Annotated in this window: 26 protein-coding genes; 23 read left to right on the top strand and 3 right to left on the bottom strand. The window is 57.3% G+C overall.

The window, feature by feature from the left end:
• The first annotated feature begins 2 nt into the window (after positions 1–2).
• The 8 genes from rlmB (at position 3) to MHM85_RS16285 (ending at position 5,341) form a co-directional block, all read left to right on the top strand.
• On the top strand, positions 3–800 hold the full coding sequence (gene rlmB / locus MHM85_RS16320) for a 23S rRNA (guanosine(2251)-2'-O)-methyltransferase RlmB (protein WP_153843763.1): 798 nt from the start codon (positions 3–5) through the stop codon (positions 798–800).
• 211 nt (positions 801–1,011) lie between these two features.
• Positions 1,012–1,389 carry a 30S ribosomal protein S6 gene (gene rpsF / locus MHM85_RS16315; protein ID WP_044628490.1) on the top strand — a complete coding sequence of 126 codons (378 nt, stop codon included), beginning with the start codon at positions 1,012–1,014 and terminating at the stop codon, positions 1,387–1,389.
• A 33-nt stretch (positions 1,390–1,422) separates the two neighbouring features.
• The gene (rpsR, locus tag MHM85_RS16310) at positions 1,423–1,650 is read left to right on the top strand and encodes a 30S ribosomal protein S18 (RefSeq protein WP_009097135.1); all 228 of its coding nucleotides are present in this window, start codon (positions 1,423–1,425) and stop codon (positions 1,648–1,650) included.
• A 12-nt stretch (positions 1,651–1,662) separates the two neighbouring features.
• The gene (locus MHM85_RS16305; protein ID WP_139526938.1) at positions 1,663–2,514 is read left to right on the top strand and encodes a hypothetical protein; all 852 of its coding nucleotides are present in this window, start codon (positions 1,663–1,665) and stop codon (positions 2,512–2,514) included.
• A gap of 15 nt (positions 2,515–2,529) precedes the next feature.
• Positions 2,530–2,976: a 50S ribosomal protein L9 gene (rplI, locus tag MHM85_RS16300; protein WP_044628492.1), complete on the top strand. Its 447-nt coding sequence runs from the start codon at positions 2,530–2,532 to the stop codon at positions 2,974–2,976.
• A 158-nt stretch (positions 2,977–3,134) separates the two neighbouring features.
• Entirely contained in the window at positions 3,135–4,523 is a 1,389-nt protein-coding gene (dnaB, locus tag MHM85_RS16295) for a replicative DNA helicase (protein WP_139526810.1), read from the top strand.
• 82 nt (positions 4,524–4,605) lie between these two features.
• Positions 4,606–4,899 carry a hypothetical protein gene (locus tag MHM85_RS16290; RefSeq protein WP_139526812.1) on the top strand — a complete coding sequence of 98 codons (294 nt, stop codon included), beginning with the start codon at positions 4,606–4,608 and terminating at the stop codon, positions 4,897–4,899.
• Between the two features lie 139 nt (positions 4,900–5,038).
• Positions 5,039–5,341 carry a DUF6482 family protein gene (locus tag MHM85_RS16285; protein WP_153843762.1) on the top strand — a complete coding sequence of 101 codons (303 nt, stop codon included), beginning with the start codon at positions 5,039–5,041 and terminating at the stop codon, positions 5,339–5,341.
• Positions 5,342–5,354: 13 nt separating this feature from the next.
• Here the strand turns inward: MHM85_RS16285 and MHM85_RS16280 are convergent, their stop codons facing one another.
• Both MHM85_RS16280 and MHM85_RS16275 read right to left on the bottom strand, forming a co-directional pair.
• Positions 5,355–5,759 (bottom strand): DUF393 domain-containing protein, encoded by a 405-nt coding sequence (locus MHM85_RS16280; protein ID WP_139526816.1) that lies wholly within the window; start codon positions 5,757–5,759, stop codon positions 5,355–5,357.
• Positions 5,756–7,369 (bottom strand): cryptochrome/photolyase family protein, encoded by a 1,614-nt coding sequence (locus MHM85_RS16275; RefSeq protein WP_239286458.1) that lies wholly within the window; start codon positions 7,367–7,369, stop codon positions 5,756–5,758. The genes MHM85_RS16280 and MHM85_RS16275 overlap by 4 nt, the downstream gene beginning before the upstream one ends.
• A 109-nt stretch (positions 7,370–7,478) precedes the next feature.
• On the opposite strand from MHM85_RS16275, the gene hemH reads away from it, so the two are divergent.
• From hemH to MHM85_RS16210, 13 genes are all read left to right on the top strand, one after another.
• On the top strand, positions 7,479–8,558 hold the full coding sequence (gene hemH, locus MHM85_RS16270; protein WP_139526820.1) for a ferrochelatase: 1,080 nt from the start codon (positions 7,479–7,481) through the stop codon (positions 8,556–8,558).
• A 202-nt stretch (positions 8,559–8,760) separates the two neighbouring features.
• On the top strand, positions 8,761–11,109 hold the full coding sequence (locus MHM85_RS16265) for a putative monovalent cation/H+ antiporter subunit A (RefSeq protein WP_219861330.1): 2,349 nt from the start codon (positions 8,761–8,763) through the stop codon (positions 11,107–11,109).
• Positions 11,102–11,533, top strand: a complete 432-nt coding sequence (locus tag MHM85_RS16260; protein WP_044628498.1) for a Na+/H+ antiporter subunit B — start codon at positions 11,102–11,104, stop codon at positions 11,531–11,533. Before MHM85_RS16265 ends, MHM85_RS16260 begins: the two co-directional genes overlap by 8 nt.
• Before the next feature lie 33 nt (positions 11,534–11,566).
• Positions 11,567–11,914, top strand: a complete 348-nt coding sequence (locus MHM85_RS16255) for a Na+/H+ antiporter subunit C (RefSeq protein WP_139526823.1) — start codon at positions 11,567–11,569, stop codon at positions 11,912–11,914.
• The gene (locus tag MHM85_RS16250) at positions 11,911–13,512 is read left to right on the top strand and encodes a Na+/H+ antiporter subunit D (protein ID WP_139526825.1); all 1,602 of its coding nucleotides are present in this window, start codon (positions 11,911–11,913) and stop codon (positions 13,510–13,512) included. The genes MHM85_RS16255 and MHM85_RS16250 overlap by 4 nt, the downstream gene beginning before the upstream one ends.
• Entirely contained in the window at positions 13,509–13,982 is a 474-nt protein-coding gene (locus MHM85_RS16245) for a Na+/H+ antiporter subunit E (protein ID WP_044628501.1), read from the top strand. Before MHM85_RS16250 ends, MHM85_RS16245 begins: the two co-directional genes overlap by 4 nt.
• Complete coding sequence (locus tag MHM85_RS16240; protein WP_044628502.1) at positions 13,982–14,251, top strand: cation:proton antiporter; 270 nt, start codon at positions 13,982–13,984, stop codon at positions 14,249–14,251. The genes MHM85_RS16245 and MHM85_RS16240 overlap by 1 nt, the downstream gene beginning before the upstream one ends.
• Positions 14,244–14,648, top strand: a complete 405-nt coding sequence (mnhG, locus tag MHM85_RS16235) for a monovalent cation/H(+) antiporter subunit G (RefSeq protein ID WP_139526827.1) — start codon at positions 14,244–14,246, stop codon at positions 14,646–14,648. The genes MHM85_RS16240 and mnhG overlap by 8 nt, the downstream gene beginning before the upstream one ends.
• Positions 14,649–14,842: 194 nt before the next feature.
• Positions 14,843–15,019, top strand: coding sequence for a DUF2256 domain-containing protein (locus MHM85_RS16230; protein ID WP_139526829.1), 177 nt, complete (start codon positions 14,843–14,845; stop codon positions 15,017–15,019).
• Positions 15,003–16,424, top strand: a complete 1,422-nt coding sequence (locus tag MHM85_RS16225) for a DASH family cryptochrome (RefSeq protein WP_219861326.1) — start codon at positions 15,003–15,005, stop codon at positions 16,422–16,424. Before MHM85_RS16230 ends, MHM85_RS16225 begins: the two co-directional genes overlap by 17 nt.
• A gap of 2 nt (positions 16,425–16,426) precedes the next feature.
• Entirely contained in the window at positions 16,427–16,873 is a 447-nt protein-coding gene (locus tag MHM85_RS16220) for a DUF3429 domain-containing protein (protein ID WP_153843757.1), read from the top strand.
• A 59-nt stretch (positions 16,874–16,932) separates the two neighbouring features.
• The gene (locus MHM85_RS16215; RefSeq protein ID WP_231125650.1) at positions 16,933–18,207 is read left to right on the top strand and encodes a lytic murein transglycosylase; all 1,275 of its coding nucleotides are present in this window, start codon (positions 16,933–16,935) and stop codon (positions 18,205–18,207) included.
• 37 nt (positions 18,208–18,244) lie between these two features.
• Positions 18,245–18,814 carry an ATP-dependent zinc protease gene (locus MHM85_RS16210; RefSeq protein WP_139526835.1) on the top strand — a complete coding sequence of 190 codons (570 nt, stop codon included), beginning with the start codon at positions 18,245–18,247 and terminating at the stop codon, positions 18,812–18,814.
• Positions 18,815–18,836: 22 nt separating this feature from the next.
• On the opposite strand, the gene MHM85_RS16205 is transcribed toward MHM85_RS16210, so the two are convergent.
• Positions 18,837–19,547, bottom strand: a complete 711-nt coding sequence (locus tag MHM85_RS16205) for a 16S rRNA (uracil(1498)-N(3))-methyltransferase (protein ID WP_239286459.1) — start codon at positions 19,545–19,547, stop codon at positions 18,837–18,839.
• A gap of 135 nt (positions 19,548–19,682) precedes the next feature.
• On the opposite strand from MHM85_RS16205, the gene phaR reads away from it, so the two are divergent.
• Both phaR and purD read left to right on the top strand, forming a co-directional pair.
• Complete coding sequence (gene phaR, locus MHM85_RS16200) at positions 19,683–20,147, top strand: polyhydroxyalkanoate synthesis repressor PhaR (protein WP_139526839.1); 465 nt, start codon at positions 19,683–19,685, stop codon at positions 20,145–20,147.
• 67 nt (positions 20,148–20,214) lie between these two features.
• Positions 20,215–21,501 (top strand): phosphoribosylamine--glycine ligase, encoded by a 1,287-nt coding sequence (gene purD, locus MHM85_RS16195; RefSeq protein WP_139526841.1) that lies wholly within the window; start codon positions 20,215–20,217, stop codon positions 21,499–21,501.
• Positions 21,502–21,519: the final 18 nt, after the last annotated feature.

The raw sequence follows: 21,519 nt of genomic DNA, 5'->3' as shown, positions 1-21,519 counted from the left end.
GCATGAAATCGTCGTCGTCTCGACGTCACCCTCAAAAGGCCATCCGCACGCCGGATGGCTTGGATCACGTCTACGGCGTTCACGCCCTCGAGAGTCTGCTCGAGCGGGGAGAGGCACCCCGCGAGCTGTGGGTTCAGCAAGGGGCGGGTAACCGCTTGAAAGAGCTGGTGGCAAGCGCCCAGGCCAGTGGTGCACGCATCAAAGAGCAGCCCCGGGATGTGCTCGATCAGCTCACCCAGGGCGCGGCGCACCAAGGCGTGGTGGCGTTTTGCGCGCCTTTGACGCCCGAAGGGGAAGAGTCGCTGTGGTTGAAATTGCGCGCCTGGCAGGCATCTACACCGCCCCTGCTACTGGTGCTCGATGGCGTCACCGATGTGCATAATTTCGGTGCCTGCCTACGCAGTGCCGATGCCGCCGGGGCCCACGGCGTGATCGTGGCGAAAGATAAAGCCGCACCGCTCAACGCCACGGTCAGAAAGGTGGCCTGTGGGGCGGCGGAAGTCGTGCCGGTCTATCAGGTCACGAATCTATCGCGCACGTTGGCCAAGCTCAAAGATGCGGGTGTCTGGATTACCGGTACTGCCGGTGAAGCAGAGACCAGCGTGTTCGAGATCGACATGACGGGTCCTACTGCACTGGTGATGGGCGCCGAAGGCAAGGGCATGCGCCGGTTGACCCGGGAAGCCTGCGATAATCTCGCCAAGCTGCCCATGGCCGGGCAAGTGTCGAGCTTGAACGTCTCGGTGGCCACCGGTATCTGCCTGTTCGAAGCCGTTCGCCAGCGGCAGCTTGCAAGTTAGCGGCCAGCCCACTAGAATGCTTGCGCCCGTTTATTCATAAGCGGGCGTTCGTATGGATAACTCATCCGTACGATTAACAGTTCTGCTTGATGCGCTATCTCGGCTGTTCGCGGCCTAGAAAGGGCATTTCAGTTAACTCCTTGCTTCCCTGTCGCCGTTGAGGCATCTGCCCCAGCGCGCATCGGAAGCTGCCAAACCGCAAGGAGATTCCATGCGTCATTACGAAATCGTGTTTATGGTCCACCCGGATCAGAGCGAGCAAGTGCCGGCTATGGTCGAGCGCTACACCAGCATCGTTACCGAAAACGCTGGTACTGTGCATCGCCTGGAAGATTGGGGCCGTCGTCACCTGGCTTACCCGATCAACAAGATCCACAAAGCCCACTACGTGCTGATGAACGTCGAGTGCACCGGTGAGACTCTCGAAGAGATCGAGAACATCTTCCGTTTCAACGACGCCATCATCCGCAGCCTGGTCGTTCGCTGCAAAGAAGCGATCACCGAAGCGTCTCCGATGATGAAGCCGGCAGAAGAGAAGCGTCCGCGTCGCGAAGAAAAACCGCGCGCTGAAGCTGAAGAAACTGCCTGATTTTATCCACCGCACGTTTTAAGGAGCTAGTCCATGGCACGTTTTTTCCGTCGCCGTAAGTTTTGCCGCTTCACCGCTGAAGGCGTCAAGCAGATCGACTACAAAGATCTCGACACGCTGAAGGCTTACATCACCGAAACCGGCAAGATCGTTCCGAGCCGCATCACCGGCACCAAAGCACGCTATCAGCGTCAGCTGGCGACCGCTATCAAGCGTTCACGCTACCTGGCACTGCTGCCCTACTCCGATAGCCACCAGTAAGCGTTTGACGTGATGCTGGCACTCGCAAGATGGCTGATGCGTGGCACGCCCTATGCCGCAGGCGGGGCAGCGCTAGCAGCGTTAGTGCCCTGGCTGTTTTGGTTGGGTGCGGCCATCGCAGCGTTAGTGACCTTGCGCAAGGGCTTTGCTCCCGCGCTACCGGTGATTATCGCTGCGGCATTACCAGCTGGTTTCTGGTGGGCGCAGGGCGATGTGATTCCGCTGGCGAGCGTACTACTCGTCTCGCTAATGGCGGTCATATTGCGCGAAAGGATGCGCTGGAGCGAAGCTTTGATCGTTGGCACCTTAGCGGCCGCGGTCATGGTTCAGCTTGGCATCTTCAGCCCGCCGGGTGGCACCGAACTCATGCTGGAGCAACTGCGCGAGAGCTCGCAAGAGATCGACCGCATGCTCACGGAGTTTGCCAACCAAGGCATCGATACGACGACTCTGGCCGCCATGGTCATTGGCGGCGTCACGGGGTTGGTTGTGCTGTTAGCGGCCATCGCATGTCTGGCGCTAGCACGCAGCTGGCAGGCTGGGCTTTATAACCCAGGTGGCTTTCGTGATGAGTTTCATGCCTTGCGTTTGACACCCAAGGAGCTCGCTATCTTAGTGGGGCTTGGGGTGGCAGGCATGGTGCTGGGAGCGCAGGCGCTGGCCATGCTGAGTTGGATTCCGCTGCTGATCGCCGGTATTGCGTTAGTGCACGGGTTTATTGGAATAAAGGGGATGAACGGGCTGTGGCTGGTAGCATTCTATGTGCTGCTGATCACGACCTGGCCCACGATTCTCATTGTGCTGCTGTTGGGGCTGATCGATACATTCGCGAACGTTCGCGCACGCCTTGCCCGCAGCAATTGACAAGAGGTTTACGAGATGGAAGTCATTCTGCTCGACAACATTGGTAAGCTGGGCGGCCTGGGTGACAAAGTCACTGTCAAGCCCGGTTATGGTCGTAACTACTTGGTACCCTACGGTTTAGCCGTACCGGCCACCAAAGAGAACGTAGAAGCGTTCGAAGCGCAGCGTGCCGAGCTCGAAGCACAAGCCGCTGAGCGTAAAGCCGAAGCCCAAGCACGCGCTGAGCAGCTCAACGACATCGAACTGTCGTTGGTGTCCAAAGCCGGTGACGAAGGCAAGCTGTTCGGCTCTATCGGTCCGCGTGACCTGGCCGACGCCATCTCCTCTGCTGGCATCGAAGTTGCCAAGAGCGAAGTGCGTATGCCGCAGGGCCCGATTCGCCAAACGGGCGAATACGACATCGACCTCCACCTGCATGCAGAAGTGGACGCCGTTGTACGCGTGGTCGTTGTCGCCGAGTAATCTCGCTCGCCAACGCTAACGCCTCAAAGGGCGCGGGATCTCCCGCGCCCTTTGTCTTTTATGAACCGCTGACGAGTGTGATTCGGCCAGTGGTGTGAAGGAAGCTGCCCGGCTAAGATAAGCGCCGTTGGCAACGCGTTACATTTAAGGAGCTCGCTATGCAGGACCAGCCCTCTGCTGATCAGGAAACGGCGGCGCTAAAGCTGCCGCCGCACTCGCTAGAGGCGGAGCAGTCGGTGTTAGGCGGGCTCATGCTAGACAATCAAGCCTGGGATAACGTGTCCGAGCGCTTGGTCGCCGACGATTTCTATCGCTATGAGCACCGTTTGGTGTTCAACGTGATGATTCACTTGGCGGAATCAGGGCAGCCGCTCGATGTGGTCACGCTGTCCGAAGCGCTGGAAGCGCGGGACCAGTTGGATACCGTCGGCGGGCTAGGGTTTCTGGCGGAGCTTGCCCGCAATACGCCCTCGGCCAGCAACATACGCGCCTACGCGGATATCGTTCGCGAACGCGCCACGCTGCGCAAGCTGATTCGTGCCGCCAACCAAATCGCCGAAGGGGCGTTCTCACCGCAGGGACGACCCGCCGATGAGCTGTTGAACGAAGCCGAGCGGCTGGTGTTTCAAATTGCCGAAGAGCGCCCCAAAACCGGTGGACCTATCGGTATGAGCGATCTGCTCACCAAAGCGGTCGACCGCATTGATGAGCTATTCAACCTCAAAGGCGAGATGACTGGTCTCTCCACCGGTTTCCGCGATCTGGACGAGATGACCTCGGGTCTGCAGCCCTCCGACTTGGTGATCATCGCTGGGCGTCCATCGATGGGTAAGACGACATTCGCCATGAACTTGGTCGAGCATGCGGTCATCTCTAGCGACAAGCCGGTCATGGTGTTCTCCATGGAGATGCCCGCAGAGTCGCTGATGCTACGGATGCTCTCTTCACTGGGGCGCATCGACCAGACGCGCGTTCGCTCGGGCCAGCTGGAAGATGAGGATTGGCCAAGGCTCACATCGGCTGTCAACCTTCTCAAAGACAAACAGCTGTTCATCGATGATACCGCCGCGCTCTCGCCCAATGAGATGCGCTCGCGACTGCGCCGTATCGTGCGTGAGCACGGCAACATGGCGCTGATCATGATTGACTATCTTCAGTTGATGCAGATCCCTGGCTTTTCCGAAAACCGCACGGGGGAAATCTCTGAGATCTCACGCTCTCTGAAAGGTTTGGCAAAGGAGTTCAACTGCCCGGTCGTGGCGCTTTCGCAGCTTAACCGCTCGCTCGAACAGCGCCCCAACAAGCGCCCCGTGATGTCGGATTTGAGGGAGTCGGGCGCGATCGAGCAGGATGCGGACGTCATTGCCTTCGTTTACCGGGATGAGGTGTATAACCCCGACAACCCAGATAACCAGGGCATTGCGGAGCTCATCATCGGTAAGCAGCGTAACGGGCCGATTGGCACCGTTCACATGGCTTTCATTGGTAAATACACGCGCTTCGAGGATTTGGCGCCCGATAGCTATGGCGAGGCGTTTGGCGATTAACTTGAGCGTCATGGGGGAGAACGTATAATGCGCACCCTCATGAGCAGTTCGCCTCGAGCAGATAGAGAGACAGGAGTAACAAATGGCAGGTGGTTTTAGGCGCGGTAACCGCAAACGTCTTCCGAAACTGGAAGGCCGTGGTGAACTCCAGTCGCTAGAGCGCGAAGGCCCTTTCAAAGAGTGGCTGGGCATGCCCGATCTCTATCGCTACTTTTTGGTGGTGGAGGGGGAGAAGTACAGCTACCAAACCGAAGATGCTGAACTCCCCGTCGTGGTAGGCGACAAAGTGGTGTTTCGCTATAAAGAGACCAAAGGTGGGAACTGGATCGATCGTAACTCGCTGGGCAAAGCAATCGACCCCTCCGAGTATCAATAAGTCGACCGTTAGTTGACGATTGAGACAGGAACTCTTCCCTGTTATTGCCGTCTTAGGCAGTTAGTGCCAAGGTAATATGATTGTCATGGAGCCGCTTCATGCTGTGTTCCATGACGATGACCAATAACAGGAGGGAACCATGGAACTGAAAGCGCTGAAACAGTTCGTCGTGAATCACGACAATTTTGAAATCCGTGTGATTACCCATTCGGGTAGTCGTTTTTACCAAGTCGAGCTTGAAGATGTAGAAGGTGAGCGCCACATGTTGATGCAGCGCGGTAAACCGATGCTGTTTCGCTCACTGGATGACGTTTATCTAGAGCTCAAGCGTGCGGGTATCCATCGCGCCTACTTAGTGCAGCACGTGCCTCAAGATGAGGTGATTGGCCGCGACGCTCATTATAGTGCGCCGCTGACCTCGCGTATGCCGCTCGTCTTTTGATCCAGCCGCTGTATTAGCTGACGGTTTTACCCTGTCGTTTTTCCCACCATCGCCCCAGCCGAATACGGCGACGGGCAAAGAAACGGTAGCCTGCATCCATCATGCTGCGCAGGCCCGGTAAGCAAGATAGCTTTACCAGCCGCCGGTAGCCCAACACCGCATAGAGGGCCCGGCTGGCGTCCATCCCGATGAACCACCTCCCTTCTTGATCTTGCAAATGCAGTTGGCCCATCATGGCGTCGAAACTGCGACCGACCTCGTCTGGCTTGAACTCGCTGCTCTGAATATCGACCAGCCGAACGCGAGACCGATGGCGGTGTTTGGCGAGCCAAGCGACTTCCACTCGGCAAAAGGGGCAGTCCCCGTCATGGTAGAGCGTGACCGGAGCCTGGGCATCCAGCGCTGCGAAACGGCTCATGAGCGGTTCTCCGAGTTAGATGTAGAGGAAGCGTGTTGGGCAGCAGAGGCATAGCCCTTCGTATGCGCCGGTTGGCCGTAGCCTTTACTGGTTGGCAGTTTGGCAAGGAATTGCTCGGCCTGCTGGCGAATGGCCTCGCGCTTCTCCTCTTTCATGCGTCCTAACGAGCCATAAATGAGCTTCATTCGTGGATTACGGTTGAGCCGTTCCGCATTGGTTTCCAAAAAGTGCCAGTAAAGACTGTTGAAAGGGCAGGCTTTGGGGCCGGTCATCTGTTTGGGCGAGTAGCGACAGTGCTGACAGTGATCAGACATCTTATCGATGTATTTACCCGAAGCGCAGTAAGGCTTGGAGCCCATCAAACCGCCATCGGCGTGCAGTACCATCCCGAGGGTATTAGGCAGTTCGACCCACTCGCAGGCATCGGCGTAGACGGCGAGGTACCAGTCGCACAGCGCTTCGGGCTTGACGCCGCACAGCAGGGCAAAGTTGCCGGTGACCATGAGTCGCTGGATGTGGTGCGCATAGCTGTTGTCGATGGTCATTTGAATGGCGCGCTGCAGGCAGCGCATGTCGGTGTTGGCGTCCCAATAAAACGCGGGCAGCTCGCGGGTGAAGCCTAGCTGGTTCTCCTGTTTGTACCCGGGCATGTGCGTCCAGTAGAGCCCGCGCACGTATTCGCGCCAGCCGAGTATTTGGCGGATGAAACCCTCTACCGCATTGATAGGCGCTTTGCCCGCATGGTAGTGCGCCTCGGCGGCGTCACACACTTCCATCGGCGAGAGCAGGCCAATGTTCATCGCCGCAGACAGGCGTGAGTGATACAAAAAGGGTTCTCGGTCACTAATGGCATCTTGGTAGCGGCCAAAGTCTGCTAGCCCGTGTTCGATGAAGTGGTTCAAATCGACCAGTGCCTGCCGCCGGGTGACCGGCAAGTTGAAGGTCTCCATCGTTCCCATGTGATCAGCGAAATGGTCAGCGGCGTCCTTAAGAGCTGCTTTTGTCACGTCATCCTGGCCGTGGTTGGGCAGCGCAGGAAAGCTCAGCGAGGTATCGATGGGCTCGCGGTTGTCGTGGTCGTAATTCCACTGGCCGCCGCTGGGCGTGTCGCCCTCCATGAGCAGGCCGGTACGCTTGCGCTGCTCGCGGTAGAAATACTCCAGGCGCAGCTGTTTGCGGCCCTCTGCCCAGCGTGAAAAGTCGTCCGGTGTGGTGAAGAAGCGGTCATCTTCCCACAGCTGCCAGGGGAGGGCGTTGTGTTGGCGCTGCTGCATGTCGTTCCACAGCCGCCACTCGCCGGGGCGGGTAACGCGAATTTCATCACAGCCGTACTGCTTGGCGAGCCGCTCGGCTTCTTCTATCAGCGACTGGGTGTTATCGCCATCATTGATGCGGCTGTAATGCACCGTATAGCCTTTGTCTCTCAAGGCGTCGGCAAAGTGGCGCATGGCGGCCATGAAAAGACCGATCTTATGCAGATGGTGCGGCACGTAGCGTGCTTCTTCGGCCACTTCGCACAGCGCCACCACCGCATTGGAAGGCGCTTCGCGAAGGGTTGACAGCGTCAGCGTGAGCTGATCACCCAGTACCAGGAGTAACGGCTTGGACATGAGTTGGCCTGCAGTTATACAAATAATGTTGATAGTATAACTTTATGCCGCGACTTTGCTGAAAAGTGTTAAGATTTTGCCCATTACGTACACCCGAGGAGTTAGCGAGATGGCCGATAGCATCGTGAAGGATCAACCCGGTGAGGGGCGCTTGGCCCACGCGCCCAGCAGCCACCCTGCCGTTCCCCGCGCCAAGGTGGGCGTCGTTCTAGCGAATCTGGGAACGCCCGATGCCACCGATTACTGGTCCATGCGTCGCTATCTCAGCGAGTTCTTGTCCGATAAACGAGTCGTAGATTATGCCGGATGGAAATGGCAGCCTCTTTTGCAGCTCATCATCCTAACCAAGCGTCCGTTCTCCTCGGGCAATGCGTACAAGAGCATCTGGAATAACGAGAAGAACGAAAGCCCGTTGCTGACCATCACCCGTGCACAAACGGAAAAAATGACCGAGCGCCTGAAAGCGCTTTACGGCGACGATGTCGAGGTCGATTTCTGTATGCGCTACGGCAATCCTTCAACGGACAGCGTGCTCAAACGCATGAAAGAGAAGGGTTGTGAGCGCATCGTCTTCTTCCCGCTCTATCCGCAGTACGGCTCGCCCACTACCGCTACTGCCAATGATCAAGCGTTTCGTACGCTGATGAAAATGAAGTGGCAGCCCTATATCCGTACCGTACCGGCCTATTTCGAGCATCCGACGTATATCCAGGCGTTGGCTAACTCGGTACAAGAGGCGTACGACGGCTTCGATAGTCGTCCCACCAAACTCGTGGCGAGCTATCACGGCGTGCCGGAGCGTTATCTGATGGAGGGTGACCCCTACCACTGCCAGTGTCAGAAAACGACACGCCTACTGCGTGAAAAGCTGGGGTTGAGCAAAGAGGAGGTCGATACTGCGTTTCAGTCGCAGTTCGGTCCTGAAAAGTGGGTCGGTCCGCAAACGGTCGACCATGTTGCCGAACTGGCGAAACAAGGGCACAAGCACATTGCGATTCTTTCGCCAGCCTTTTCCTCTGATTGTGTCGAGACCCTCGAAGAGATCAAAGAGGAGATCCACGATAGTTTCATGGAAGCGGGTGGTGAAACCTTTAGCTACATCCCTTGCTTGAACGATCGCGATGACCATATCGATGCACTATTGGCGGTAGTGAATAACGAATTATCGGGTTGGTTACCAACAACGTAACGTCATATGGCGGTGCATAAAACCGCCTAGCGTATTGCGCTAGGCGGTTTTTTATTGAGAACGACTTTCCTAGAAAAGTGGGAAGGGTTGGTATAAGGTTTGTGGATATAAAATCACACTTATTCAACGCTCGAACGGCTGCTGACGTGTCGACAAGCGGCCGTTTTGAGGTGAATGCACGCAATTAGGGAGAAGGCGCCGGATGCAATTTGCCGTATTAATGGGCTTCGTGTTGGCAGCGCTGTCACCGCTGCTCAACCGCTGGTTTGGGGAGCGAGCAAGCCTGCTGCTTGCGCTATTTCCGGCACTTTTGGCCGCTTGGTTGTTAAGCCAAGCGCCGTTGGTTCTCCATGAGGGCCCTCAGCTATTGGCGTGGTCGTGGGTGCCGTCATTGGGTATCAGCTTAAGCTTTTTGCTCGATGGCCTGTCGCTGCTGTTTGGCTTGCTGATTACGGGGATCGGCACCTGCGTCTTGGTCTATGCAGGTGGCTATTTGAAAGGTCATCAGGATATGGCCCGTTTCCATTTGGCTCTGGTCGCGTTCATGGCCTCCATGCTGGGGCTCGTGCTCGCCGATGGCCTGCTTACGCTATTCATTTTTTGGGAACTGACCAGCATCACCTCCTACCTCCTGATTGGCTTCAATCACCAGGATATCGAGGCGCGTAAATCGGCACGTCAAGGTTTGTTCGTGACGGTGGCCGGTGGGTTGGCACTGATGGCAGGGCTAGTGCTGCTGGGTGTAGCAAGCGGTAGCTGGTCTCTCCATGACATTCTGCGCGCCGATGAGGACCTTCGCCAACACGCGCTCTATACCCCCATGTTGATCTGTTTGTTGCTGGGTGCGTTTACCAAATCGGCGCAGTTCCCTTTCCATTTCTGGTTGCCCAACGCCATGGCAGCGCCAACGCCCGTGTCCGCCTATCTGCACTCCGCCACCATGGTGAAGGCGGGCATTTACTTATTGGCACGGCTGCAGCCCGAGCTGGGTGGCACTGCCCTATGGATGACGATACTCTCCGTGGTCGGAGCGACCACCATGCTGACCGGCGCTTTTCTGGCGATTCATCACACCAACATCAAGAAGTTGCTGGCGTACTCGACGGTCATGGCGCTGGGTACGCTGACCATGCTGTTAGGCATTGGCTCCGAGTATGCCATGACAGCGTTCGTGACGTTCTTGCTGGCCCACTCACTGTACAAAGGCGCCCTGTTCATGGTGGCGGGGATTCTCGATCACGAAACCGGTACCAAGGATGTCACGGCCATGGGGGGACTGCGCAGCGTGATGCCCGTGACGGCGACCATTGCACTGATAGCAGCGCTTTCCTTGGCGGGTGTGCCACCGTTACTCGGCTTTATCGGTAAAGAGCTAATGCTCGAAGCAGCGCTAGGCGCCGAGCGTGTCCGGTCAATATTGGTGGTGTTCGCCTTTATGGCGGCCGTGTTGACCATTGCGGTGGCGTCCATCATCGCGCTGCGACCTTTTTATGGCGCACGCCATGAAACTCCTAAAACGCCCCATGAAGCACCGCTAAGCATGCTGATCGGCCCAGGCCTATTGGCCCTTGGATCGCTCGCGCTTGGCTTAGCGCCCGCCATGTTGGGAGCCGATGCGTTATTGACGTCGGCGGCCACGGCAGTGGCGGGGGAGGCGCTGCCGATCTCGCTGTCGCTGTGGTATGGCGTCAACATGGCGTTGATCATGTCCGTGGTGAGCCTACTGCTCGGTTTCTTTCTCTTCAAGCGTTGGGACAGTGTACGTGGCCAGTTGGCCAGACTGACCCCCGTGATGCGCTATGGGCCCGAAGCAGGCTACGAGGGCCTGATGAATGGCATCGTGCGCTTTTCCGAGTGGCAAACTCGACTCCTGCAAAACGGCTATATGCGTAACTATATATTGGTGATGCTGGTCGTGCTGATTGCGCTAATCGGCAACTCCATTTTGTTGCGCCATTCCCCCCAGCTAGCGCTCGAGCTAGACGTGCGCTTTCACGAAGTGATCGTGGTGGGCACCATGGCGATGGGGGCTCTGTTCGCCACGATTTCGCGCTCTCGGTTGGGAGCCGTTGTCTCGGTCGGCATCATGGGCTTCTCCATTGCGCTGATCTTCATTCTGTTCAGCGCGCCGGACTTAGGCATTACCCAACTGCTCGTTGAAACCATGACGGTGATTCTGCTAGTCCTGGTGCTCTTCCGGCTGCCTCGCTTCTCCAACCTCTCCACGAATCTGGAGCGCATTCGCGATGGGTCGGTTGCAGCGACCATGGGCGTGCTGATGCTCTTATTGATCATGACGGCGTGGAGTATCGATCAGTTCGAAAGCATCTCGACCTACATGGTCGAGAACAGTGCGCCGCTTGCCCATGGTCGAAATATCGTCAATGTCATCCTGGTCGATTACCGTGCCCTCGACACCTTGGGTGAGATGTTCGTGCTAGCGTTGGCCGCCATTGGCGTGATTGCCATGCTCAAGCTTCGCCACGGCGAAACGGAGGGTAGGACAAATAGTGGCGAAAAAGCCAGCGTGAAGGAGCCCTACGATGGTTAAATCAGGCACGATCATTTTAAACACCGCAGCGCGCTTTCTCATGCCGCTGCAGCTCATGTTCTCGGTCTTCCTGCTGCTGCGGGGGCATGATGAGCCCGGGGGAGGATTCATTGCTGGGCTCGTGGCAGCGGGCGCGTTCACTTTGTATTTATTTGCCTTTGGCGTAAGCGCCACGAAAGAGGTACTGCGCATGGTCGACCCGCGAGACTTGATCGGCGCAGGACTCTTTTTTGGGATGATCTCGGTAGTGCCCGCTTGGTTCATGGGGCAGCCTTTTCTGACTGCTCAGTGGTGGACGATTCCGGTGATCGACTTCAAAGCCTCGACGCCGCTGATTTTCGATATTGGCGTCTATCTGGCGGTACTGGGCTCCGTCATGGGTATGGTCATGGCATTAATGGAGGTGGATAAGGATGAGCCATAAGTCCCTTAGACTCATCGAATCGGGAGGTCGCCGATGGAACCGTTAATGGCCCTCGTCATAGGCCTGCTCTACGCGACCGCCATATTCATGATGTTGCGTCGCTCTATCGTCAAGCTGGTGATTGGTCTGCTGCTGCTGTCCAACGCCGCTAACCTGTTAATTTTTACCACGGCCGGTATGACGCGGGGTGCGCCCCCCCTGATCCCCGAAGGCATGATGCAGCCATTGGGTGGCGTTGCCGACCCCTTGCCGCAAGCAGTGGTATTGACGGCTATCGTGATTGCCTTTGGTGTATTGGCGTTTGCGGTGGTGCTGATTCGCCGCGCTTATGAAATCGTCAAGGCGGATGACTTGGACAAGATGAAGGATACCGACACGTGAGGCCTGAAGTCGCACTTCCCGTTTTACTGCCGCTACTTTCTGGGGCCATTTCGCTGATGTTTTGGCGTTCGCGCCCGATGCAGCGTTTTATTGCCGTGGCGGGCAACGTCGCGCTATTCGTCGTCAGCCTGTGGCTGTTCGTTGCGGTCTTGGAAGATGGCTACATCACCATTCAAATGGGCAGCTGGCCAGCACCGTTTGGGATCACGCTCGTCGCTGACATGCTCAGCGCTGTGATGATACTGCTCACCGGCATCATCGGCTTGGCCATGGGGATTTACTCCCTGGCGACGACTGGCCGCGGCCACGAAAAATTTGGCTACTACCCGCTGATGCATTTGCTACTGGCGGGGGTGGCGGGCGCCTTTTTAACGGGCGATATCTTCAACCTCTATGTCTGGTTCGAAGTGATGCTGGTGGCCTCGTTTGCGCTCCTCACGCTCGGTGGCGAGCGCGCCCAGATGGAGGGCGCCATCAAGTACGTCACGCTCAACCTGCTGGCTTCGGTGATTTTTCTCAGCGCGGTGGGGTTGCTCTACGGCACGGTGGGAACGCTCAATATGGCCGATATTGCGCTGCGCATGGATGAGGCCGAGCACAGCGGTATGGTCGAAGTGCTGGCGGTGATGTTCATGGTGGCCTTTGGTATCAAAGCCGCCGCGTTTCCGCTATTTTTTTGGCTGCCTGCGTCCTATCATACGCCGCCGGTGGCGGTATCGGCGTTGTTTGCGGGACTGCTCACCAAGGTGGGCGTTTACTCGCTGTTTCGGGTATTTACGCTGATCTTTGATCAAACCATGGGCTACCTCCAAGACATCATGCTGTGGGGAGCAGTATTGACCATGGTGACCGGCGTGTTAGGCGCCGCCGCTCAGTATGAATTTCGTCGTATCCTCTCGTTTCATATCGTCAGTCAGATTGGTTACATGATATTGGGACTGGCGCTCTATACGCCGCTGGCCATTGCCGGCGGTGTGTTCGCGATCATGCACAATATCATCGTCAAGACGAACCTGTTCTTGATCAGCGGCATTACGCATCGCCTCCAAGGGACGTACCAGCTCAAAAAAATGGGTGGGCTCTATCGTGAGCGGCCTTGGCTGGCCGTCGCGTTTTTTATCAGCGCGTTTTCTCTGGCGGGTATCCCACCGCTCTCGGGGTTTTTTGCGAAGTTCGTGCTGGTGCGCGCGGGCTTTGAGGCAGAGGCTTACGTGGCGACCGGCATCGCTCTGGCCGTGGGTTTGATGACGCTCTACTCCATGGTGAAGATCTGGAACGAAGTGTTCTGGAAGGCGCTACCTGAAGAAAACCAGGTGCCCGAAACACCGACACCGACTGGCGATGACGGCCGGTTGCTGAAGCCCAGCCTGTGGATGATGTATCTGCCTGTCGTGGTGCTGGCCATGATGTCCCTGCTCATTGGCGTGTTTGCCGAACCCATCATGCTGGTGATGAACCAAATAGGCGATCAATTGATGACGCCTTCAGGCTATATCGAAGCGGTACTCGGTGCCTCCGCAAGCGCGGAAGCAGCGCTACTGGATCCCCTTGAGATACAGGCCGAACGTGTCGATGACCGCTTGGAGGAAACACCATGACAGGCGCCATTTGGAACCTCTTGCTTGGTTTGGCCTGGGTGCTGCTGAGCGGCGACTTCTCCGGGTTGAATTTGTTGGTAGGGATGATTTTTGGCTATATCGCGTTGCTGCTGATCGAGCCTCAAGTCGATGGGTTGAAAGGCTATCCTGCTCGTGTGCCGCGCTTCATCGGCTTTCTCGGCTTTTTCATCAAAGAGTTGGTTCAGGCCAACTTACGCGTGGCATTCGATATCCTGACGCCGCCTTGGCACATGCAGCCGGGGGTCATTGCCTTACCGCTGTCGGCACGCACCGAAATGGAGATCACCCTGGTGGCGAATTTGATTTCGCTCACACCGGGTACCCTGAGCCTAGACGTGTCCGATGACCGTAAAGTGTTGTATATCCATGCGATGTTCCTGGACGACGAAGAGGAGCTTCGGCGCAATTTGAAAGAGATGGAACACAGGGCACTGGAGTTATTTCGTTAATGGAAACCGTGATTTTAATTAGTCAGGTGATCATGGGCTTGGCGCTCGTGCTGACCTTCGTTCGCGTGGTGCGTGGACCTAGTCTGCCAGATCGCGTAGTGGCCCTAGAACTGTTCTCGACGACGGTCGTGGGGTTGGTCGGTGTGTATGCCATTCAATCGGGCGTCTCCAGCTTTTTGGATGCGGCCATCGTCATTGCGTTGATGGGGTTTTTGGCCGCGATTGGCTTTGCACGCTTCTTGGAACGGGGAGGGCCTCGGGATGATTGATGCCATCAAAGGCGCCATGCTGCTGGTTGGCGCGAGTTTTATGCTGCTAGCCGCCGTAGGGCTCCTTCGCTTGCCCGATCTACTGACACGCATGCATGCCACCACCAAAGCCGCCGCGCTGGGTGTGATTCTGATCATGTTGGCCTCGGCCATGCATTTTGCCGAGGTAGGGGTCGTCGCTCGTTCGTTAGCCATTATCGTGTTCATTTTGATCACCGCACCTATTGCCGCCCACGTGATTGGCCGAGCCGGTTACTTTGTAGGTTCTCGGCTTTGGAGCGGCACGGTCAAAGATGAGCTGCGCCCTAACTACGACCCGCTCACCCATGAGCTGAAAAGCGGTATGGAGACGCAAGAAAACGCGAAGCGCCACCCTCGCAATACCGATCCCGACTAACGTTAAGAGTCACCGTAATTAAGAGAAGCCACCCAGGTTGGGTGGCTTTTTTTATGCGCGACTTAAAAGAGGGTAGGTGCGTGTTATGGCAAAGTCGAGGTATCAATTTATATACAATAATTGTACTGTATAAGTTATTATGTCCATGTATTACGGCGTAGCGTGGCATAGCCAGCACGCAGCGAGATGGATAGATGAAACGGAAACACGATTTACCGCAAAAAGACTGCGTTCAATGCCAGCGCCCATTTACTTGGCGGAAAAAATGGGCGCGCTGCTGGGACGAGGTGCGCTTCTGCAGCGAACGTTGCCGTCGCGAGGCCAAGCAGCACAGCACGCCGAGGAGGCAAGAGCATGAACAGCACGACTGACATTGTCTGGCTGCAGGATAATCTGCGTGTCGCCGACAACCCCTTATTACATTTCGAACACTGCCCACATCAGCTACTCTGCCTTTACGTGCTCGACCAGCGTTGGCTCCAGGCGGCCGTGCCGGGTGAAAAGACGCCTAGGCTAGGACCAGCGCGTTTGCGCTTTTTATGGCAAAGCTTGATGGAGCTTCGCGGAGAATTGTTGCGCCGAGGTAGCGACCTGTTGGTGCGCATTGGCGACCCGGCAGCGGTCGTCGTCGAACTGGCTACCTCGCTTGATGCGCGTGAAGTCCGAGTGGCTGAACACTCAGGATGCGAAGAGTCGAAGAACATCACTCGCGCGGCTGCCGGTTTGCCCGATAGTTGCCGACTTTACCGTGCAGATAGCGGTTATTTGATCGACGCTGCTGCGCTGCCGTTCGAATTGGACGCGTTGCCATCCAGTTTTTCCGCGTTTCGTCGCAGTGTAGAAAAACAGTGTGAAATACCGCCTCCCTTACCCGCGCCGGTCACCCTGCCAGGCTGGCCTGACGGTGCGCCACGCGGTTTCCCACCGTTGAAGTCGGTGTGTGAAACCAGCGCCGCTTGGCAACCCGATAATCGTCAGGGGTTCGTATTCGTGGGCGGCGAGTCGGCAGCGAACGATCGTTTACAGCACTACTTATGGCGTCAAAACGGCGCGGAGTCTTATAAGAAAACGCGCAATGGCCTGCTAGGCGCCAACTTCTCCACGCGCTTTTCTCCGTGGCTTTCCCGTGGCTGCCTATCAGCCCGCCAAGTGAATCACGAAGTAAAAGCGTGGGAGGCCGAGTTCGGTAGCTGTGAATCAAGCTACTGGATCGTCTTCGAACTTTTATGGCGCGACTATTTTCATCGCGCTGCGCAGCTTGAAGGTGCGTCACTGTTCGGCCGTGATTCGCTGCCCGCTGCGAATGCGGCTTTCGATACGTGGCGTAACGCCGATACCGGTGTCCCCTTCATTGACGCTGCCATGCTCGAACTCAGGCGTACTGGCTGGATCTCTAATCGGGCTCGACAAAACGTCGCGAGCTTTTTAGTCAAAGATCTTCAGGTCGACTGGCGGTTAGGGGCTTGGTGGTTCGAACACTGCCTGATCGATTATGACGTGGCCAGTAACTGGGGCAACTGGCGCTACATTGCCGGAGTGGGACGCGATCCGCGGCAGGATCGCTACTTCAATGTATTGAAGCAGGCAGGCCACTACGACCCGAAAGGGCTTTACGTGGCCTACTGGTTACCTGCTCTCGAATCGTTGCCTTATGGATTGGAGCGCCACCAGCCCTGGCGTGTGGCACCTTCTCAATTCAAGCAGCCTTGCGTGTTGCCGGACGAGTGGCAGCGCTGGTTGATTGCTGCTACCGAATTCGAAGAAACGGATGAGTAACGATGGCGCGAATGGAGTCTGAAAAACGCTTGGCATGGAGCTTAGGCTTGGCCGGTCTGCTGCCGTTCATCGGTGGCGGCCTCGCCGCTTGGTGGGCACCGCCTGTCTGGCAGGTCAGTGCCATCTATGGCTTTACTTACTACAGCGCCGTGATTTTGTCGTTTTTAGGGGGCATTCATTGGGGCAGTGCGCTTCAAGTGCCCCGTGACAACAACGTACGGCGGCTAGTACTGGCCATGGTGCCTAGCCTGATAGCGTGGCCCGCTTTGCTATTCAACACGGTGACCGGGCTTTGGGTGTTGTTGGCAGGGTTTCTGTTGATGGGAGGCTACGATATTAGCCGGGAAGGGCGCGAAGGCTTTCCCAAGTGGTATCTGATCCTGCGCTGTGTGCTAACGGTGAGTGTGGTGATGCTCCATTTTGTGGTTTTGGGGCGCTTGTCTCTCTGAGGCTGGTAACTCGTTTATTTCTGAGCCATCATCAGCCTCACGCTAAGGATTGCCAAGAGATGAATACTATGACGTCACGCCCCAGGTCATTGAAACGTAATGGTTCGATACGTACCCGCCGCCACCTGCTGTGGCCACTGTTGGCCGCTGTTACTTTATACGTCCCTGCTGTGACGGCAAGCCCCCAGCTCATGACGGAAGTCGACGCCCGCGCCGCAGAGCAGGTGCGCTATGGCAACTTCAATGAGTGGCTCGGCGAGTTCCGCCGCTATGCCGCCAGCCAAGGTATCAGTGAGGCCACGCTTGCGTCGGCGTTCGATGGGATTCGTTACCGGGAGCGGGTCATCGAGCTAGATCGTTACCAGCCAGAATTCGTCCGTGCCATTTGGCAATATTTAGATAGTGCTGTGTCGCCAACGCGTATCGACAATGGACGAGAGACGCTGGCGCAGCACCGCGAGACAGCGCATATGATGCAACAGCGCTACGGTGTCCCCGCCGAGATCATCGTAGCGATTTGGGGCGTGGAGAGTAATTACGGCAGCAATTTTGGCGATTTCTCGACACTCGAATCCCTCGCGACGCTGGCCTACGATGGCCGCCGACGAGAGTTCGCCCGGGGTGAGCTGCTGGCGGCCCTGCGCATCATCGACCAAGGGGACATTGCCGCCGAACAGATGAAAGGCTCCTGGGCGGGGGCGATGGGGCATACCCAATTTATCCCCAGCAGTTTCGAAGCCTACGCGGTGGATGGCGATGACGACGGGCGGCGCGATATTTGGGGCAGTATTCCCGATGTCATGGCGTCGACGGCGAACTATCTTGCGCGCGCTGGTTGGCAGGCAGGCCAACCCTGGGGTGCTGAGGTCAGGTTACCCGACGACTTTGACTACTCGCAAACCGACCGTAAGAGCAGCGCCGAATGGGCTGCACAAGGTGTGCGTGCCGTTCGGGGTGAGCTTCCCTCTTTCGATAGCGCTGCGGTCATCGTCCCGGCTGGGGCGAGTGGCCCTGCGTTCATCGTTGGTCCCAATTTCCGCGCGATTCTGCGCTATAACAATGCAACGAGCTATGCACTAGCCGTGGCGACGCTGGCCGATGCCATTGCCGGACGCGATGGCATCGCGCAGTCATGGCCCCGGGATGAGGCACCTTTGACGCGTGACGATGTCAGAACGCTCCAGCAGCGCTTGAACGATGCCGGTTACTCGGTAGGTGTCGCGGATGGCATCATGGGGCCGAATACCCAGGCGGGTTTGAGGGCTTTCCAGCGCGACCAGGGGATCGTTCCCGATGGCTTCGCCACTCAATCGCTGCTGGAGCGGTTACGTTAATGTTCAATCGTCGATGTTTCACCAAGGATGAGTCGAGATGGTAAAAACTGGCTTAGGAGTATGGGGTGCCAGCGTGCTGGCCAGCACGCTACTGTTGGGAGCGACTGCACAGGCAGAGGACGCTCAAACGCAAGACAACGTCTTCGGCTGGGTCGAAAATGCCTATATCGAGCCCTGGGGCATCGCGGTCAAAGCCAAGCTGGACAGCGGGGCGTTGACCTCTTCTCTGGATGCCCGAGACATTGAAATGTTCGAGAAAGAGGGTGAGGAGTGGGTGCGCTTTCGTTTGAAGCTGGAAGATCAAGAGAGCGGTGACACCTTTAGCGACCAAATCGAGCGTCCTCTCTATCGCGAGCAAACCGTGCGCGGCGCCGGGGGGCGTGACGAGCGCCCGGTGGTGCTGATGGACGTGTGCATGGGGGATACCATCTACGAGGAGCAGTTTAGCCTGCGTGACCGAGAAGAGATGATCTATCCGCTACTATTGGGGCGTCGTACCATCAGCCACCTGGGCTTGCTGGACGTACGCAATACGTTTCTACAGGAACCCGAGTGTGGAGAAAACGCTGCGTACGTTCCCCACGACCCAGAAGACGACCAGTCTTGATCCTTTATTAGTCAGGTAGCACTCAAAACAGCCGTGACAGCAGCGCGGTGACGGCTGTTTCGACGCGTAGGATGCGCGGTCCCAAGTGCATGCCCTCGCAGCCTGCCTGAATCAGTTGCTCCACCTCCCAAGGAATGAAACCACCTTCAGGACCGACCAGTAGCAGAGTGGGTTCATCCACGTCGCGTGGGCAGGCGTTTTCCATTCCCGGGTGAGCGACTAGCCCGCGACGTTCGCTCAGTAGTTGCGGGAGCTGGCCTTCTAGAAACGCTTTGAAGCCCTTGCACAGCGTCACATTGGGCAGCAGGGTATCTCGTGCTTGCTCGAGGCCCAGCACTAAATGTTGATGAATCTTGTCAGCCCTTAGCTCCGGTGATTGCCAATAGCTCTTTTCTACCCGTTTAGTATGCAGCAAGGTGATCTCTTTGACGCCCAGCGCCGTCACGTGCTCTAGCGTTCGCGCTAACATACGGGGGCGCGGCAAGGCCAGCACGAGGTGAACGGGCAGGGCGGGGGGCGCCGATTCACAAAGATCCTCCAGCGCAAAGAGCGCTTCGTGTTGACTGAGTGTTATCAGCGAGGCTTTACCCATGGCGCCGCCCTGAATGCCCACCGTCAAGCGGTCGCCCTGTTGGGCACGGTGTACGTCGTGTAAATGGGTCAAGCGCCGCGCATCGGTAATGCGCGCGTGGTGAGCGTCGACCTCGCTTGGGTCTAGCAGTATCAAATTCATAGTCGTCGTCTATTGGTCCAAGGAAAGGCGTGCTTAACACCACGAATCCGCTAAGCTGGCTTGCATGGGCGCGTGTTGCAGGCACAATAGCAGCAACGGCGACAAAAGCCTTTATCGCGTTTAAGGAGATGCGCTGTGCGCGTAATTCGTAAATATGCCAACCGCAGGTTGTACGACACCCAGCAGAGCCGTTATGTCACGCTCGAGGACCTGCGCCGTTTGATCATTGAAGAAGAGCCGTTTCGCGTCGAAGATGCGAAAAGCGGTGAAGATCTAACGCGCACCATCCTGCTATCGATCATTATCGAACAAGAACAGGCGGATAGTGAAGCCGAAGTGTTTTCCAATGACCTGCTGGCGCAGCTGATTCGTGTGTACGATATGTCCTCTCCACTGCCGCTGGCACGCTACTTGGAGCAGGGCACGCAGCTAATGCTAGAGCAGCAAAAGCGGATGCAGACCCAGTGGCAGCAGGCCATGCGCCACTCGCCGATCGAGTTCATGCGTGAATTGGCCGAAGAGAACATGCGGTTTTGGCAAAACGCGCTCAACCAGCCTACCCAGACGGACGATGACGAGACATCGGACAAGCGTTCCTAAGGCCACGGGGTGGTACGTTGTGGCATAATGCCGCCCATCGACGCTCTCCCGTTTAAGAAGGATACCCATGAAAGTTTTGATGATCGGTGGCGGTGGCCGCGAACATGCCCTGGCGTGGAAACTCGCCCAGTCCAGTGATGTCGAGCAAGTCTTCGTCGCGCCTGGCAACGCAGGGACCGCAACGGAGCCCAAGCTGACCAATGTGGCCATTGGTGTCACCGACCTAGAGGCACTGGTCGCGTTTGCTCAGCAAGAGCAGATTGCCCTGACCGTCGTTGGCCCAGAAGCGCCGCTCGTCGAAGGTGTCGTCGACCGCTTCCAAGCCGCCGGTTTGACGATTTTTGGCCCCAGCCAGCGCGCCGCCCAGCTCGAAGGCTCCAAGTCGTTCACCAAGGACTTTCTGGCCCGTCATGACATTCCCACCGCGGCCTACCAGACGTTTACGGCCGTAGAGCCTGCGCTAGCGTATTTGGCTGAGATGGGCGCGCCGATCGTGATCAAAGCCGACGGCTTAGCGGCGGGTAAAGGGGTCATCGTGGCCATGAGCGAAGCGGAAGCCGAGGCGGCGATTCGCGATATGCTCGAAGCCAATGCCTTTGGTGATGCGGGCGCGCGTGTCGTCATCGAAGAGTTTCTCGACGGCGAAGAAGCGAGCTTCATCGTCATGGTAGATGGCGAAAACGTCGTTCCGATGGCGACCAGTCAGGATCACAAGCGCGCCTACGATGGCGACACGGGCCCCAACACGGGCGGCATGGGCGCCTACTCCCCTGCGCCGGTCGTCACGCCCGACGTCGATGCGCGGATCATGGAGCAGGTCATTCTCCCCACCGTGCGCGGTATGGCCGCGGAGGGGAACGCGTATACCGGCTTCCTGTATGCGGGGCTGATGATCGATGCGCAAGGCAATCCCAAAGTCATCGAGTACAACTGCCGATTTGGTGACCCGGAAACCCAGCCGATCATGATGCGCCTTACCTCCGATTTGGCGGCGCTCTGTTTGGCTGGCGCAAAAGGCGAGCTGGCCGGAAAGCAGTGTACGTGGGATTCCCGTGCCGCCGTGGGCGTGGTGCTGGCCGCGGGTGGGTATCCCGGTAGCTATCGTAAAGGCGACGTGATTCACGGCTTGGACGATGCCGAGCGGGCGCAGTGCAAGGTCTTCCACGCGGGGACGGCGCAAAATGCAGAAGGTGAGATCACTACGGCCGGTGGGCGCGTGCTGTGTGTCACGGCCTTGGGCGACAGCGTCTCGGCGGCTCAGCAGCAGGCGTATCGAGGGGTTAGCGCGATTCACTGGGAAGGCGTCGAGTTCCGCCGTGATATCGCCTTCCGCGCCATTGCGCGGGAGCAGTAAAAAGCGACTTTTCCCGGT

The sequence above is a fragment of the Halomonas sp. McD50-4 genome, assembly GCF_022348135.1.
GTDB lineage: Bacteria > Pseudomonadota > Gammaproteobacteria > Pseudomonadales > Halomonadaceae > Vreelandella > Vreelandella piezotolerans.
This window is presented reverse-complemented; position numbering and strand designations above follow the sequence as displayed.

What these genes read in the sequence shown, in the direction of transcription:
- rlmB (WP_153843763.1), top strand. Translation starts at nt 3, where the DNA reads ATGAAATCGTCGTCGTCTCGACGTCACCCTCAAAAGGCCATCCGCACG.
- rpsF (WP_044628490.1), top strand. Translation starts at nt 1,012, where the DNA reads ATGCGTCATTACGAAATCGTGTTTATGGTCCACCCGGATCAGAGCGAG.
- rpsR (WP_009097135.1), top strand. Translation starts at nt 1,423, where the DNA reads ATGGCACGTTTTTTCCGTCGCCGTAAGTTTTGCCGCTTCACCGCTGAA.
- MHM85_RS16305 (WP_139526938.1), top strand. Translation starts at nt 1,663, where the DNA reads ATGCTGGCACTCGCAAGATGGCTGATGCGTGGCACGCCCTATGCCGCA.
- rplI (WP_044628492.1), top strand. Translation starts at nt 2,530, where the DNA reads ATGGAAGTCATTCTGCTCGACAACATTGGTAAGCTGGGCGGCCTGGGT.
- dnaB (WP_139526810.1), top strand. Translation starts at nt 3,135, where the DNA reads ATGCAGGACCAGCCCTCTGCTGATCAGGAAACGGCGGCGCTAAAGCTG.
- MHM85_RS16290 (WP_139526812.1), top strand. Translation starts at nt 4,606, where the DNA reads ATGGCAGGTGGTTTTAGGCGCGGTAACCGCAAACGTCTTCCGAAACTG.
- MHM85_RS16285 (WP_153843762.1), top strand. Translation starts at nt 5,039, where the DNA reads ATGGAACTGAAAGCGCTGAAACAGTTCGTCGTGAATCACGACAATTTT.
- MHM85_RS16280 (WP_139526816.1), bottom strand. Translation starts at nt 5,759, where the DNA reads ATGAGCCGTTTCGCAGCGCTGGATGCCCAGGCTCCGGTCACGCTCTAC.
- MHM85_RS16275 (WP_239286458.1), bottom strand. Translation starts at nt 7,369, where the DNA reads ATGTCCAAGCCGTTACTCCTGGTACTGGGTGATCAGCTCACGCTGACG.
- hemH (WP_139526820.1), top strand. Translation starts at nt 7,479, where the DNA reads ATGGCCGATAGCATCGTGAAGGATCAACCCGGTGAGGGGCGCTTGGCC.
- MHM85_RS16265 (WP_219861330.1), top strand. Translation starts at nt 8,761, where the DNA reads ATGCAATTTGCCGTATTAATGGGCTTCGTGTTGGCAGCGCTGTCACCG.
- MHM85_RS16260 (WP_044628498.1), top strand. Translation starts at nt 11,102, where the DNA reads ATGGTTAAATCAGGCACGATCATTTTAAACACCGCAGCGCGCTTTCTC.
- MHM85_RS16255 (WP_139526823.1), top strand. Translation starts at nt 11,567, where the DNA reads ATGGAACCGTTAATGGCCCTCGTCATAGGCCTGCTCTACGCGACCGCC.
- MHM85_RS16245 (WP_044628501.1), top strand. Translation starts at nt 13,509, where the DNA reads ATGACAGGCGCCATTTGGAACCTCTTGCTTGGTTTGGCCTGGGTGCTG.
- MHM85_RS16240 (WP_044628502.1), top strand. Translation starts at nt 13,982, where the DNA reads ATGGAAACCGTGATTTTAATTAGTCAGGTGATCATGGGCTTGGCGCTC.
- mnhG (WP_139526827.1), top strand. Translation starts at nt 14,244, where the DNA reads ATGATTGATGCCATCAAAGGCGCCATGCTGCTGGTTGGCGCGAGTTTT.
- MHM85_RS16230 (WP_139526829.1), top strand. Translation starts at nt 14,843, where the DNA reads ATGAAACGGAAACACGATTTACCGCAAAAAGACTGCGTTCAATGCCAG.
- MHM85_RS16225 (WP_219861326.1), top strand. Translation starts at nt 15,003, where the DNA reads ATGAACAGCACGACTGACATTGTCTGGCTGCAGGATAATCTGCGTGTC.
- MHM85_RS16220 (WP_153843757.1), top strand. Translation starts at nt 16,427, where the DNA reads ATGGCGCGAATGGAGTCTGAAAAACGCTTGGCATGGAGCTTAGGCTTG.
- MHM85_RS16215 (WP_231125650.1), top strand. Translation starts at nt 16,933, where the DNA reads ATGAATACTATGACGTCACGCCCCAGGTCATTGAAACGTAATGGTTCG.
- MHM85_RS16210 (WP_139526835.1), top strand. Translation starts at nt 18,245, where the DNA reads ATGGTAAAAACTGGCTTAGGAGTATGGGGTGCCAGCGTGCTGGCCAGC.
- MHM85_RS16205 (WP_239286459.1), bottom strand. Translation starts at nt 19,547, where the DNA reads ATGAATTTGATACTGCTAGACCCAAGCGAGGTCGACGCTCACCACGCG.
- purD (WP_139526841.1), top strand. Translation starts at nt 20,215, where the DNA reads ATGAAAGTTTTGATGATCGGTGGCGGTGGCCGCGAACATGCCCTGGCG.